The organism is Limnohabitans sp., from assembly GCF_023910625.1.
In the GTDB taxonomy this organism is placed as follows: domain Bacteria; phylum Pseudomonadota; class Gammaproteobacteria; order Burkholderiales; family Burkholderiaceae_C; genus Limnohabitans_A.
In genome coordinates this window covers 768,836-782,588 of sequence record NZ_JAAVVW010000003.1, presented here as the reverse complement: position 1 = coordinate 782,588, position 13,753 = coordinate 768,836, and the positions used below count along the sequence as shown (strand labels likewise).

Below are 13,753 nucleotides of genomic sequence, written 5' to 3'. Positions count from 1 at the left end.
TCAATGGCCAGAGGCCGAGCCGCTGCCGCCGGTCGAGCCCAGGCTGCGCTGCAGGATGTTGGAGAACTCTTCGATGAAGGTTTCAAGCTTGATGGCGATGCGATCAACATCGTGAGAAAACCGGTTGTAGGCCAGCACGGCGGGGATGGCGGCAAACAAACCGATGGCGGTGGCCACCAGGGCTTCGGCAATGCCGGGAGCCACCACCGCCAGCGTGACTTGCTGCAAGCTGGCCAAGCCGGTGAAGGCGTGCATGATGCCCCACACCGTGCCAAACAAACCCACGTAAGGCGAGATGGAGCCGACCGACGCGAGGAAGGCGAGTTGCGATTCGGCCACGTCCATTTCGCGCTGAAAGCTCGCCCGCATGGCGCGGCGTGCGCCGTCGAGCAAAGTGCCAGCGTCACTGATGCGGCGTTCGCGCAGTTTTTGGTATTCGCGCATGCCGCTGGCAAAAATGCGCTCCATGGGGCCGGAGAGTTTGGCGTTCTGACTGGCGGCGTTGAACAGCTCGTTCAAACTGGTTCCGGACCAGAAGACGCGCTCAAACTCTTCGTTCAGGCTTTTGATGCGTTTGATGGCGGTGATTTTGCGCACAATGGCAGCCCAGCTGGACACCGAGATGCCGAGCAAAATCAGCACCACCAGCTGCACCACAAAACTGGCTTCCAGCAACAGCGAGACGATGGACATGTCTTGGTTCATTTCAGGGCTTCCAGAACAGGGGCCGGGATGCGGCCGGGTTTCAAGGTGGTGCTGTCGACCCAGCCCAGGCGGATGGTGCCTTCGGCCAACAGTCGGTCGTTTTGGTTGGGCGTGCGCAAGTAAGCGCGCTGGGCAATGCTCAGGCTGGCTTTGCCGCCGGTTTGCAACTCAGCGGTCACAACCAGGGTGTCGTCCAAGCGAGCAGGCGAGTGGTATTTGACGGCGGTTTCGCTCACGACAAACATGCCGCCCGAGGTGTCGCGCAATGCCTGCTGGCCAAAGCCTAAGGCGCGCAGCCATTCGGTGCGGGCGCGTTCAAAGAACTTGAGGTAGTTGGCATAAAACACAATACCGCCCGCGTCGGTGTCTTCCCAATAAATGCGGATGGGGTGCTCAAACGCTGAAGAGGCAAGGCTAGATGTGCTCATGGTTGCAACCAGGCTTTCAGGCGAGCGATGGCGGTTTGCAGCTCAGCCATGGAGTTGGCGGTGGAAAAGCGCACAAAGCGGGCGGTCTGGTCGGTGCCAAAGTCGCGCCCGGGCGTGATGGCCACATGGGTGTGTTCCAACGCGGCAAAGGCAAAGTCCCAGCTGTCTTTGAGGCCCAGCTTTTGGCAGGCGGCGGTGCAGTCGGCCCAGGCGTAAAACGCGCCATCGGGGGCGACGGGAACGGTCAGGCCCAGTTCGTTCAGTGCCGGGATGAAGTAATCGCGACGGGCTTTGAATTCGGCGCGGCGGCGCTCGTATTCGGCCAGGCTCTCGGGCTCAAAGCAGGCCAGAGCCGCTTGTTGCGACACGGTGCTGGCACAGATGAACAGGTTTTGCGCCAGGCGCTCGAGCACGGGCGTGAGCTGCTCTGGCACCACCAGCCAGCCCAGGCGCCAGCCGGTCATGTTGAAGTATTTGCTGAAGCTGTTGATGCTGATGACATCGTCGCCCAAGGCCAACGCGCTTTGGCCAAACTGCGCGTCGTGGCTCAAGCCCAGGTAGATCTCGTCGATCAGGGTGATGCCGCCATGGCTGCGCACAACATCGACAATGCGGGCCAGCTCGGCCGGGTCGATGGAGGTGCCCGTGGGGTTGGAGGGCGAGGCCAACAAAACGCCACGGGTTTGCGGCCTCCAAGCGGCGGTCACTTTGGCAGCACTCAATTGAAAGCGTTCTTCTGCGGTGGTGGGTACCAGCACGGCCGTGCCTTCGGCTGCGCTCACAAAGTGTCGGTTGCAGGGGTAGCTGGGGTCGGGCATGAGGATTTCGTCACCCCGGTCAATCAGGGCCAGACACGCCAGTTGCAGCGCCGCCGAAGCGCCCGCCGTGACCACGATCCGGCTGGCGGGCACCTGCACGCCAAAGCGCTGCGCGTACCAGCCGCTGATGGCTTGGCGCAAGGCGTCCAGGCCCAGCGCGGGTGTGTACTGAGTTTGGCCTGATTCGATCACCGCCAACGCGGCTTTTTGCACGCGGGTTGGGGCGGTGAAGTCGGGTTCGCCAATGTTCAGGAACACCACGGGACGGTCGGTGTGCGCGACCTCGCGGGCTTTTTGCGAGGCGGCTTTGGCCACTTCCATCACCCAAAAAGGTTCGATTCGCTCGGCTCGCTCAGAGATGCGCATGGTGTCTGGTGTATGGGTTTTATTTGGCGCGGCCAGATTGGCGGTCGGCTTGTACTTCGGCACTGCGCAATTCGGGGGCCAAGCCACCCAGCACGGCGTTCACGTACTTGTGGCCGTCGGTGCCACCAAAGTCTTTGGCCAGTTCAATGCATTCATTGAGCACCACGCGCCAGGGTACATCGAGGCAGTGCTGCATTTCATAAACGCCGATCCACATGATGGCGTGCTCGATGGGCGAGATTTCGGCAAATTTGCGATCGAGTTTGGGCGAAATCAGGGCATCCAAAGCCGCAGCTTGTTCGATGCAGCCGTAAAGCAGGGCGTCGTAATGGGCCGAGTCGGCTTTGTGGAAACCCGACAGATCGCGGGTGAACACGTCGATGTCGGACGCTTCGTTTCGGCCCACGATGAACTGGTAAAGCGCTTGCAGTGCAAACTCACGCGAGCGGCTGCGTGCAGGTTTCGCTGAGGATTTGCGCGTGCCGGCAGCGGCAGGTGGTGAGCCTTCGTTGGCGGTTTCGGGCATGCTGGTCGAGTCGGTCATCAGGCTTGTTTTTCTTCGTCGGTGTCGTCTGCCAAATCGGCCATGTCGGCGGCCAGGTCGTCCATGATGCAGGCCATTTCAACCGCCACGCGGGCTGCGTCTCGGCCTTTTTCGGTCTGGCGGGCGATGGCTTGGTCGAGGTTCTCGGTGGTTAAGATGGCGTTGGCAATGGGCAGGTTGTAGTCGAGGGACACGCGGCTGACACCGGCGCCGGACTCGTTCGCCACCAATTCAAAGTGGTAAGTCTCGCCACGGATGATGCAACCCAGCGCAATCAAGGCGTCGTATTCGGCCCGCTCGGCCATGGCTTGCAAAGCGACAGGCAATTCCAAGGCTCCGGGCACCATGACGTGGTCAATGCTGCTCACACCCAGCGCTTCAAGCTCGGCAATACAAGCCTTGGCCAAGGCATTGGTGATGTCTTCGTTGAAGCGGGCTTGGACGATGCCGATGTGCAGAAACTGGCCGTCAAGTTCTTCGGCTTGGCCTTTGTTGGCGTCTTGCATGTTCATTCCTTGGAGATGTAAGCAGTGATTTCGAGGCCGTAGCCGGTCATGCTGGGCATGCGGCGCGGGTTGCCCATGAGGCGCATTTTGTACACGCCGCATTCGCGCAGGATTTGCGCGCCCACGCCGTAGGTGCGCAAGTCCATCTTGCCGCGCTCAGGGGCTTGGGCCGAACGGGCACGGCCTTCAAACTGGGCCAGCAGTTGGTCTGGTGATTCGCCGCAGTTGAGCAGCACGGCAACACCGCAGCCTTGGGCGTTGATGTATTTCAAGCTTGCGTCCAGGCTCCAGGAATGCATGGCCCGGTTGACTTCAAGGGCGTCAAGCACCGACAGCGGCTCGTGCACGCGCACAGCCACTTCCGATTCGGGCAACCATTGGCCTTTGACCAAGGCGAGGTGCACGGTTTGGCTGGGTTGGTCGCGAAAAGCGTGGGCGGTGAATTCGCCATGGGCCGTTTGCAGCGTGCGGCTGCCAATCCGCTCGACCAGCGACTCGTTGCGGCTGCGGTATTGAATCAGGTCAGCGATGGTGCCTATCTTCAAGCCATGTTCGGCTGCGAAAATTTGCAAATCGGGCAGGCGGGCCATAGTGCCGTCGTCCTTCATGATCTCGCAGATCACGGACGATGCGCTGCAACCGGCCATGTCGGCCAGGTCGCAACCGGCTTCGGTGTGGCCTGCACGCATGAGCACGCCGCCGTCAACGGCTTGCAGCGGGAAGATGTGACCGGGTTGCACCAGGTCGGTGGGATGGCTGGCCTTGGCCACTGCCACTTGCACCGTCTTGGCGCGGTCAGCGGCCGAGATGCCGGTGGTCACACCTTCCGCGGCTTCGATGGACACGGTGAAGGCCGTGCTGTAGACGGTGCCGTTGCGCGCCGCCATGGGCGGCAACTTCAAAAATTCGCAGCGCTCGCGGGTGAGCGTGAGGCAAATCAGGCCACGGCCAAAACGGGCCATGAAGTTGATGGCTTCGGGCGTGACATGGTCAGATGCCAAGACCAGATCGCCTTCGTTTTCACGGTCTTCTTCGTCAACCAGGATCACGATGCGACCGGCTTTCATCTCGGCCACGATCTCTTCGACGGGCGAGATCGCCACGGGGGTCAGTTTCTCGGGGGCGTTCATGCGGTGTCTTTCTGGGTCAGGCCTGCGCTGAGCATGCGCTCTACGTAGCGGGCCACTGTGTCGATTTCGAGGTTGACCCGGCTGCCCGCTTTGAGGCTGCCAAGGGCGGTGTTGTCCACGGTGTGGGGGATCAGGTTGATGCTGATTTCGCAGCCATCGGCCAGATCGGCCACTCGGTTGACCGTGAGGCTCACACCGTTGACGGTGATCGAGCCTTTGTAAGCCAGGTATTTGGCCAGCATGTGCGGTGCCAAGACGCGCAACTCCCAGCTTTCGCCGATTTGCTCGAAGTGGCTGATGTGGCCCACGCCGTCGACGTGGCCCGACACGATGTGTCCGCCCAGACGGTCGTTGGCGCGCAGTGCTTTTTCGAGGTTGACGGTGCCTTGCTGGTCCAAGCCGCTGGTTTTGTCGAGCGATTCCGCCGAGATGTCGATGGTGAACTGGCGATGTTCGGGGCTGTAAGTGGTGACGGTCATGCAAGCGCCGTTGAGGGCGATGCTGTCGCCCAAGCCCACATCGTCAAGGTACCCGGCAGGCGCCTCGATGATGAGGCGCTTGCCGTGGTGTAAAGAGCGACCCAGGTCGTGGATGGCGACGATTCGCCCCACGCCGGTGATGATTCCGGTGAACATAGTTGACTATTTTCGCAGGTAAAGAGGGTAAATCGGCTGGCGACGCAACAAAAATGCACGCAGTCTTGTGTGTTTGGCGTTGGCTCCACCCCCGAAAAGCTCAGGGTTAACCAAGGCGACAAGCTCCAAAGTGTGCGCCTAAAATGGTGCATTGCAGCAGATTTTTCATGGGCTGCCTGTCACCAGGAGTTTTCTTTGCCCGCCAAATCTCCCGTTCAATCGTCCCAACTCACGAAGACCGCCCGGTCTGAGAAGACGGCCAGCAGGCCCGAACCGCCACCCTCGGTGGCTCGCACCATCAAAAAATACCCGAACCGCCGCCTGTACGACACGCAGACGTCCAGTTACGTGACCTTGTCCGAGCTTAAAAAACTGGTCATGGCCTCAGAGCCCTTGTTGGTGGTCGATGCCAAAACCGGCGAAGACCTGACGCGTTCCATTTTGTTGCAAATCATTTTGGAGGAGGAGTCTGCGGGTGTGCCGATGTTCAGCGAAGCGGTGTTGTCCAACATCATCCGTTTCTATGGCCATGCCATGCAGGTACACATGGGTTCCTATCTGGAAAACCATGTCCAGTCCTTCATGGACTGGCAAAGCAAATTGGGCCAATCCAGCCCGACCCTCAGCCCGGAGGTTTGGACGCAGTTCATGGCGTGGCAGACGCCGCTGCTGCACAACATGTTTTCAGGACTTGCCGATCCCTCCCAAACCGTCATGGCGCAAATGCAAGAGCAGGTGCAAAAACAGATTCAGAAAAATGCCGATCAGTTTTTGGGCGCGATGGGTTTGAAGACATAAGAAGGGCAATATGCCGTTTTGTCACAGCCTGGTCGTTTTTGCGGGGACAATGGGGGGATGAGTGAAATGACCGCAACTGCCCCCCTCCCGACCCCTAAAGTGGGTTTTGTCAGCCTGGGTTGCCCCAAAGCGCTGACCGATTCCGAGCTGATCCTGACGCAACTGAGCGCCGAGGGTTACCAAACCTCCAAAACCTTTGAAGGCGCTGACCTCGTCATCGTCAACACCTGTGGGTTCATTGACGAAGCCATCAAGGAAAGCCTAGACACCATTGCAGAGGCCCTGAGCGAAAACGGCAAGGTCATCGTGACCGGTTGCCTGGGGGCTAAAACGGGCGAAGGCGGCGGCAACTTGGTACTGGAAATGCACCCCAGCGTGCTGGCGGTGACCGGGCCGCATGCCACGCAAGAGGTGATGGATGCGGTGCACACGCATTTGCCCAAGCCCCACGACCCGTTTCTCGATTTGGTGCCGGGTGGTTTTGGCGAGGCGGGCCTCAAGCTCACACCTCGACACTATGCGTACCTGAAAATCAGCGAAGGCTGCAACCACCGCTGCACGTTTTGCATCATTCCCTCCATGCGTGGCGATTTGGTGTCGCGCCCGATTGGTGATGTGCTGAAAGAAGCCAAAGCCTTGTTTGCAGGCGGTGTGAAAGAGCTGTTGGTCATCAGCCAAGACACCTCGGCCTATGGGGTGGATGTGAAATACCGCACGGGTTTTTGGGACGGTAAGCCGGTCAAAACCCGCATGCTCGAGTTGGTGCAGGCATTGGGCGAGATGGCCCGCGAGCACGATGCTTGGGTGCGTTTGCACTATGTTTACCCGTACCCGAGCGTGGACGACATCATTCCCTTGATGGCGCAGGGCCTGGTGTTGCCTTATCTGGACGTGCCTTTTCAACACAGTCACCCCGATGTGCTCAAGCGCATGAAGCGCCCGGCTAGCGGTGAGAAGAACCTGGAGCGCATCCAGCGCTGGCGCGAACTGTGCCCCGAGCTGGTGATTCGCAGCACCTTCATCGCGGGCTTCCCGGGTGAGACCGAAGAAGAATTCGAGCACCTGTTGGGCTTTTTGCGTGAAGCGCAAATCGATCGCGCTGGTTGCTTTGCCTACAGCCCCGTGAAAGGGGCCACGGCCAATGATTTGCCGGGCATGTTGCCCGAAGCGTTGCGTGAAGAACGCCGAGCCCGCTTCATGGCGGTGGCCGAAGAGGTGTCGATTACACGCTTGCACCAGCGCGTGGGTTCCACCATGCAGGTCTTGGTGGACAATGCGCCGGCCATGGGCCGTCGTGGTGGCGTGGGCCGAAGTTTTGGTGATGCGCCCGAGATCGATGGCGTCGTGCGCTTGCTGCCGCCTGAAAAGCTGAGCAAGACCCTCAAAGTGGGTGAGTTCACTCGGGCCCGCATCGTGGGCGTGGAAGGCCACGATTTGGTGGGGGTTCCCGTTTGATGTGGCTCGGCGGCATGCAGTGCATTCTTTTGGCTGTCGGCGTGCACCGCGCTGTGAGTGGTTTTGCAGCGGGCAACAAAAAAGCCGTTGATCAAAAATCAACGGCTTGCTGTGTGTGTAACTTATCGTGTTGGATAAGATTGGTGCCCAGAAGAGGACTCGAACCTCCACGATGTTACTCGCTAGTACCTGAAACTAGTGCGTCTACCAATTCCGCCATCTGGGCGCCTCAGGAATCAAAGGATTGTATATCAAAAAAGTAGCTCAACCCAGTGCGATGCTGGAAGAAATTGTTGGCAGTGTTCAAGGCCACCGTGATGGTCATGGATTTTTGATCCGTGATGATGGTGAGTCGGACATTTACCTGTCGTCCAACGAAATGCGTGCGGTCTTGCACCGCGACCGCGTCAAGGTATGCATCGTGCGTCAGGACCGCAAAGGTCGCCCGGAAGGGCGTGTGGTCGAGATTGTCGAACGCCCTGAGCAACCGATCATTGGTCGTTTGCTGCACGAAGGCGGTTTGTGGTTGGTGGCGCCTGAAGACAAGCGTTACGGCCAGGACGTGATGATCCCCAAAGGTGCCACAGGCACAGCCAAGCCGGGCCAGGTGGTGGTGGTGGAGTTGACCGAGCCGCCCGCCTTGTTTGGGCAGCCCGTGGGCCGCGTGAAAGAGGTGTTGGGCGAAATCGACGATCCGGGTATGGAGATCGAAATCGCTGTGCGCAAATACAGCGTGCCGCACGAATTTTCTGCCCTGTGCGTTGACCAAGCCAAGGGATTGCCCGACAAGGTGCTGGCCAAGGACCGCAAGGACCGGGTGGATTTGCGTGATGTGCCTTTGGTCACGATCGATGGCGAAGACGCGCGTGACTTTGACGATGCGGTGTATTGCGAACCGGCCAAAGTCGGCCGCGGCAAGGGCTGGCGTTTGCTGGTGGCAATTGCCGATGTGAGTCACTACGTTCAAACCGGCAGCGCCATCGACATCGACGCTTATGACCGCGCCACCAGCGTGTATTTTCCGCGCCGTGTGATTCCGATGCTGCCCGAGAAATTGTCGAACGGCTTGTGCTCGTTGAACCCCGATGTGGACCGTTTGTGCATGGTGTGTGACATGCTGGTCACCGCCAAGGGCGATGTGAACGCCTACCAGTTTTACCCGGCCGTGATGCACAGCCATGCGCGTTTCACTTACACCGAAGTGGCCGCCATTTTGGGCAACACGCGCGGGCCAGAAGCGGCCAAGCGCAAGGAGCGCGTCACCGACCTGATGAACCTGCAGGACGTGTACAAAGCCTTGTTGGCTTCGCGTGCGGTGCGCGGTGCCGTGGACTTTGAGACCACCGAAACACAAATCGTGTGCGACGAGAGCGGTCGCATTGAGAAAATTGTGCCACGTGTGCGCAACGAAGCGCACCGCCTGATCGAAGAGGCTATGCTGGCAGCCAACGTGTGCAGCGCCGACTTCATACAGCAGGGAAAGCACCCGGGCTTGTTTCGCGTGCATGAAGGCCCCACAGCCGAGAAAAAAGACATCCTGCGCAATTACCTGAAGGCCTTGGGCTTGGGCATGAGCATCAGCGACGACCCGCACACCAGCGAGTTCCAGAAGATTGCGCAAGCGACCAAGGACCGTCCGGATGCGCAGCAGATCCACACCATGCTGCTGCGCTCCATGCAGCAGGCCATTTATACGCCCGTCAACAGCGGGCACTTTGGCCTGGCCTACGAGGCTTACACCCACTTCACCAGCCCGATCCGGCGTTACCCGGATTTGCTGGTGCACCGGGTCATCAAGGCGATTTTGCTGGGCCGCAAATACACGCTGCCCAGCTTGCCTGTGCCAGGTGAGGCGCATGCCAAGCTGAGCAAACGGCTGGAGAAAAGCCGCGCGGCCAAGGGCGATGCGTCCGAGTCGTCTGCGCCACGGGTGCGCATGTCGGCCGCCGATCAACGGGCTTGGGAGGCTGCGGGCCTGCATTGCAGCGCCAACGAACGCCGCGCCGATGAAGCCAGCCGCGATGTCGAAGCTTGGCTCAAGTGCAAATACATGCGCGAGCACTTGGGCGAGGAATACAGCGGCGTGGTGTCGGCGGCCACCAGCTTCGGCATCTTCGTGACTTTGGACACTTTGTATGTGGAAGGCCTGGTGCACATCACCGAGCTGGGGGGCGAGTACTACCGCTTTGACGAGTTGCGCCAGGAGTTGCGCGGTGAGCGCACCGGCATTCGATATGCCATTGGCAGCAGGGTGCAGGTGCAGGTCAGCCGGGTGGATTTGGATGGCCGGAAAATTGACTTCCGCTTGGTGCATCCCGGTGACGATCTGGTGCCGCGGGCCATGCGCGATAAGGGCTTGACTGCACCGGCTGAAGGCGGGCGCGACAAAAAGCGTGGCGCTCAAGATCGCCGTCTCGCCGATGCTGAGCGCAACAGGTCTCCAATTCAGGCCCTCAAAGCCTCGGTGAAAAAAGCTGCCGCCAAGAAAAAAGGGCCCCGCAGCACCAAGCCGCGCCGCTGAGGCGCGGCTTTTATTCAGCGCAGGTGCTGCGCCAAGGCGCTGGCGGTCAGTGGCAATTCATCTGGCCAGTCATTGGCCAGCTGACCGTGCTGCGCCACCGCGCAGCAGGCGGCTTCGAATGGCCCCAAGCCTTGTGCCATGCGGGCGCCGACCAAGCCCGCCAGCACATCGCCTGTGCCGCCAGTGGCCAGCCTGCCATTGCCCGAGGTGTTGATGCGGCTGGTCTGTCCGGGTGCCGCGATCACTGTGCCTGAACCCTTGAGCACCACGGTGCAGTGAAACAAAGCGGCCAAATTTTGCGCGGCTTGAAGTCGGTTGCTTTGCACCTGAGCAGTGCTGGTTCTCAAAAGCCGTGCCGCCTCCAGCGGGTGAGGGGTGATGACGGTGGGTTTCAATTTTGCCCTTTGGCGCAGCAAATTTTGAAGTGTGGGATCGTCTGCCACCGCGTTCAAACCATCGGCGTCCAGCACCAATTGCGCGCTGTGCTTGAGCACCTCGGGCATGTGTGCACGGATGGCTTCGCCGCCCCCGCAACCGCAGACCACATGCAGCTGCGCCAGCTCCAGCCGCTGCCAGTCCCGTTGCATCAGGTCGGGCGGCGCATGCTCTGTGGCTTGTCCTGAGAGCAAGCTCAAAATCACGCGACCCGCGCCGGCATACAGTGCGGCGGTGGCGGCCAACACGGCGGCCCCGGTCATGCCCATACCCCTCAAGGCCATGGGCTCACCGCCGATCACCGCCACATCGCCATGACTGCCTTTGTGGCTGGCGTGGCTTTTGAGGGGGGGTGCGTCAGCCGCATTCAGCCAGGCTTGTGGCGGCACATCGCTGACATTTGCCCGGTGGCCCAAGTCGTCCAGCCAGATCTGGCCGCAAGCGTCGCGACCATGGCCCATGAACAGACCGGGCTTGGCGGCAATGAAGGTCAGCGTGTGGTCGGCGCGCACCGCCACCGTTTGGGCATCGGAGCTGCCCAGCCATTGCCCGTTTTCCAGGTTCAGACCTGTGGGGCCGTCGAGCGACAGCACCGGGCCGGGAAACTTTTGGATGGCCTGCACGCAGGCTTGCATTTCAGGGCTGAGTGCCCGGTTGGCCCCCAGGCCCAGCAGTGCGTCAATGCACAAATCATGGTCATCCATGTTCTTTGGCCAAGCCTGAGGTGCGGCAGATTGGAGGGCGACACCTGCAGCGCTGGCCCGTTGCCAGGCCATGAGGGCATCGGGCGGCGTATGTGCCGTTGAGCCCATCCAACTGACGAGAACCGGCTTGCCCCATTGGTGTAAGTGCAAGGCGGCTTCCAGGCCATCACCCCCGTTGTTGCCGGGACCAGCGGCGACCCAGATGCGCCGGGCATGAGGGGCGATGGCCATGGCCAGTTGCGCAGCGGCCAGGCCCGCCAGTTGCATCAAAGGTTGAGGGCTACCGGACTGCAAACGGGTTTCAAGCTGACGCAGCGCATCTGGCCCATACATTGGCCACAAGGACGAGCTGCACAGCTTTTGCATGGTTCAGTGCTTTTGCAACAAGGGTTCGAGCAACAAGGCCAGTTGCAAGATGGTGTCGTCGTGCATGGCAGCATGCCAAGCCATCAGGCCCACCGGCAAAGTGCCAGGCGCATGGCAGGGCAGGGAAATGCCGCAACCATCCAGGGTGTTGACCGCGCTGGTGTTGCGCAGCAGCAGGCCGTTGATGCGGAAGAACTCGGCATCGCGTTCAGCGCCCGGCGCCACATCGCTGATTTTGGGACCGGTGATGGGGGTGGTGGGTGAGAGCACGGCGTCGTAACCCACCAGAGCAGCTTCCACGCGGCGAATCCATTGCCGACGTGCCTGCACCAAATCCATGTACTCGTGGGCTTTCATGCCGGAGCCGCGCATCAGGCGCTGCAGGACGCGGGGGTCGTAGCGGGCACTGTCCCGGTCGAGCCATTCGCGGTGCCAGGCATAGCCCTCGGCCGGACTGAAGCCGCCGGTGCCCATCATGGGGGCCAACTCGTTCAACTCGTTAAAGGCGATCTCATCGATGCGCGCCCCCGCAGCGCGCAGCGTGTTCAGGCTGTGCTCGAAAGCACGCGACACGGTCGCGTCCATGCCGTCTTGCATCAAGCTCTTGGCCACCGCCAAGCGGTAGCCGGATAGGGGCCGTTGCCCCCTGGGAACGTGTCTGGCAGAAAGCACTTCGTGGGCCAAAATCGCGTCTCGCACGGAGCGCGTCATGGCGCACACGGTGTCAAGCGTTGTGGACAGGGGCAGGGCACCTTGGGTGGGCACCAGGCGGGCGGTGTTCTTGAATCCAACGATGCCATTCAAGGCGGCGGGCACCCGGATGGAGCCGCCCGTGTCCGAGCCCAGACCGATGAAGGCTGCACCCGTGGCCACCGACACGGCCGCGCCCGAGCTGGAGCCGCCGGGCGCATGGGGCTGCCCGGTGGTGCCGACGGCTTGGTCGTACAGTCCGTCCCAAGCGGCAGGGGTGCCGTGATGCGGGTTTATGCCCACGCCCGAAAAGGCGAATTCAACCATGTTCGTGCGCCCGATCAGACCCGCACCTGCGGCCCGCAAACGCGCCACGGCCAGGCCGTCCGTAACAGCCGGGGGTTGATTTTTCAGGACGATGGAGCCTGCTTGGGTGATCTGCCCTTGGACGTCAAACAGGTCCTTGATGGACACCGCGAGGCCCGCGAGCGGGCTTTGACCCACTTGCGGATGGCTGGCTATGCGCTGCAACGCCTCGGGCGTCAGTTGCATGAAGGCATGGTTGCAGGTTGAGCTTTGCGCCACGGCCAGGCAGGCTTGGGCGGCTGCTTGGACGGTTGTGGATCCAGTCTGGATGGCTTGCCGGGTGGCGATCAGGTCAGCTTTCATGGGGTTAGGGGCGCTTTGGCAGAGTCAGGATGCTATAATCCTAAGGCTTTGCAGAGCGCGGCAGCTGTCTTTTGAGCGTCATGGCCAACATGAAGCCAAATCAGTGATTTCACGCACAAGCAAAGCACATCCGCGAATCCGTCCCAACAAGGTGTTGCGCGCAGTTTTTTTGGCTGTACGCGATGAGTGGACTGGATTTTAGACCCAACCTTTGGAGTATTTTTATGTCCGTTACCATGCGCGAAATGCTGGAAGCCGGTGTCCACTTTGGTCACCAAACCCGTTTCTGGAACCCCAAGATGGCCCCTTTCATCTTCGGTCACCGCAACAAAATTCACATCATCAACCTGGAAAAATCGCTGCCGATGTTCCAGGACGCGATCAAGTTCGCCAAGCAACTGTCGGCCAACCGTGGCACCATTTTGATGGTGGGAACCAAGCGCCAGGCACGTGATCTGGTGTCGGCTGAAGCCCAGCGCGCAGGCGTTCCATTCGTTGACCAGCGCTGGTTGGGCGGCATGTTGACCAACTTCAAAACCGTCAAGACCTCGATCAAGCGTCTTAAAGACATGAAGGCTCAGCAAGAAGTCGGCCTCGACAGCTTGAGCAAAAAAGAGCAGTTGATGTTCAAACGCGAGATGGAAAAGCTCGAAAAAGACATCGGTGGCATCCAGGACATGGCTGCTTTGCCTGATGCGATTTTCGTGATCGACGTCGGTTACCACAAAATCGCCATCTCGGAAGCCAAAAAATTGGGCATCCCATTGATCGGTGTGGTGGACTCCAACCACTCGCCAGAAGGCATCGACTACATCATCCCCGGCAACGACGACTCGGCCAAGGCTGTGGCTTTGTACGCCCGCGGCATCGCTGACGCCATCATCGAAGGCCGCGCCAATGCGGTCAACGACGTGGTCAAGGCCGTCACCGAAGGCAATGACGAATTCGTCGAAGAAGCCAACGCTTCGGCCTGAGTTCCTGCG

General features: G+C 60.4%; 13 protein-coding genes and 1 tRNA gene. 4 read left to right on the top strand and 10 right to left on the bottom strand.

Annotation, left to right across the window (positions count from 1 at the left end; translation table 11 throughout):
• From tolQ to HEQ17_RS06745, 7 genes are read right to left on the bottom strand one after another with little or no spacing between them, the layout of a single operon-like run.
• Positions 1–705 (bottom strand): protein TolQ, encoded by a 705-nt coding sequence (gene tolQ, locus HEQ17_RS06775; RefSeq protein WP_296292027.1) that lies wholly within the window; start codon positions 703–705, stop codon positions 1–3.
• Entirely contained in the window at positions 702–1,133 is a 432-nt protein-coding gene (locus tag HEQ17_RS06770) for a YbgC/FadM family acyl-CoA thioesterase (protein WP_296292026.1), read from the bottom strand. Before HEQ17_RS06770 ends, tolQ begins: the two co-directional genes overlap by 4 nt.
• On the bottom strand, positions 1,130–2,317 hold the full coding sequence (locus HEQ17_RS06765; protein WP_296292025.1) for a pyridoxal phosphate-dependent aminotransferase: 1,188 nt from the start codon (positions 2,315–2,317) through the stop codon (positions 1,130–1,132). Before HEQ17_RS06765 ends, HEQ17_RS06770 begins: the two co-directional genes overlap by 4 nt.
• Before the next feature lie 19 nt (positions 2,318–2,336).
• Positions 2,337–2,843 carry a transcription antitermination factor NusB gene (gene nusB / locus HEQ17_RS06760; RefSeq protein WP_296293694.1) on the bottom strand — a complete coding sequence of 169 codons (507 nt, stop codon included), beginning with the start codon at positions 2,841–2,843 and terminating at the stop codon, positions 2,337–2,339.
• A 17-nt stretch (positions 2,844–2,860) separates the two neighbouring features.
• A complete protein-coding gene (gene ribH / locus HEQ17_RS06755) occupies positions 2,861–3,367 on the bottom strand; it encodes a 6,7-dimethyl-8-ribityllumazine synthase (protein WP_296292024.1) in 507 nt (168 codons plus the stop codon).
• 2 nt (positions 3,368–3,369) lie between these two features.
• Positions 3,370–4,497 carry a bifunctional 3,4-dihydroxy-2-butanone-4-phosphate synthase/GTP cyclohydrolase II gene (gene ribBA / locus HEQ17_RS06750; RefSeq protein ID WP_296292023.1) on the bottom strand — a complete coding sequence of 376 codons (1,128 nt, stop codon included), beginning with the start codon at positions 4,495–4,497 and terminating at the stop codon, positions 3,370–3,372.
• Positions 4,494–5,132 carry a riboflavin synthase gene (locus HEQ17_RS06745; RefSeq protein WP_296292022.1) on the bottom strand — a complete coding sequence of 213 codons (639 nt, stop codon included), beginning with the start codon at positions 5,130–5,132 and terminating at the stop codon, positions 4,494–4,496. Before HEQ17_RS06745 ends, ribBA begins: the two co-directional genes overlap by 4 nt.
• A gap of 285 nt (positions 5,133–5,417) precedes the next feature.
• Between HEQ17_RS06745 and phaR the strand changes: the two genes are divergently transcribed.
• Together phaR and rimO are read left to right on the top strand one after the other, a co-directional pair.
• On the top strand, positions 5,418–5,930 hold the full coding sequence (phaR, locus tag HEQ17_RS06740; RefSeq protein ID WP_296293693.1) for a polyhydroxyalkanoate synthesis repressor PhaR: 513 nt from the start codon (positions 5,418–5,420) through the stop codon (positions 5,928–5,930).
• A 57-nt stretch (positions 5,931–5,987) separates the two neighbouring features.
• Positions 5,988–7,385 carry a 30S ribosomal protein S12 methylthiotransferase RimO gene (gene rimO / locus HEQ17_RS06735; RefSeq protein ID WP_296292021.1) on the top strand — a complete coding sequence of 466 codons (1,398 nt, stop codon included), beginning with the start codon at positions 5,988–5,990 and terminating at the stop codon, positions 7,383–7,385.
• Between the two features lie 141 nt (positions 7,386–7,526).
• Here the strand turns inward: rimO and HEQ17_RS06730 are convergent.
• Positions 7,527–7,611 (bottom strand) — tRNA-Leu (locus HEQ17_RS06730).
• Between the two features lie 18 nt (positions 7,612–7,629).
• Here HEQ17_RS06730 and rnr point away from each other — a divergent pair.
• Positions 7,630–9,906, top strand: a complete 2,277-nt coding sequence (gene rnr, locus HEQ17_RS06725; RefSeq protein WP_296292020.1) for a ribonuclease R — start codon at positions 7,630–7,632, stop codon at positions 9,904–9,906.
• Positions 9,907–9,920: 14 nt separating this feature from the next.
• On the opposite strand, the gene HEQ17_RS06720 is transcribed toward rnr, so the two are convergent.
• Complete coding sequence (locus HEQ17_RS06720) at positions 9,921–11,411, bottom strand: NAD(P)H-hydrate dehydratase (RefSeq protein WP_296292019.1); 1,491 nt, start codon at positions 11,409–11,411, stop codon at positions 9,921–9,923.
• A 3-nt stretch (positions 11,412–11,414) separates the two neighbouring features.
• Entirely contained in the window at positions 11,415–12,770 is a 1,356-nt protein-coding gene (locus HEQ17_RS06715; RefSeq protein WP_296292018.1) for an amidase, read from the bottom strand.
• Between the two features lie 224 nt (positions 12,771–12,994).
• On the opposite strand from HEQ17_RS06715, the gene rpsB reads away from it, so the two are divergent.
• Positions 12,995–13,744 carry a 30S ribosomal protein S2 gene (gene rpsB / locus HEQ17_RS06710; RefSeq protein ID WP_108353812.1) on the top strand — a complete coding sequence of 250 codons (750 nt, stop codon included), beginning with the start codon at positions 12,995–12,997 and terminating at the stop codon, positions 13,742–13,744.
• Positions 13,745–13,753 lie beyond the last annotated feature (9 nt).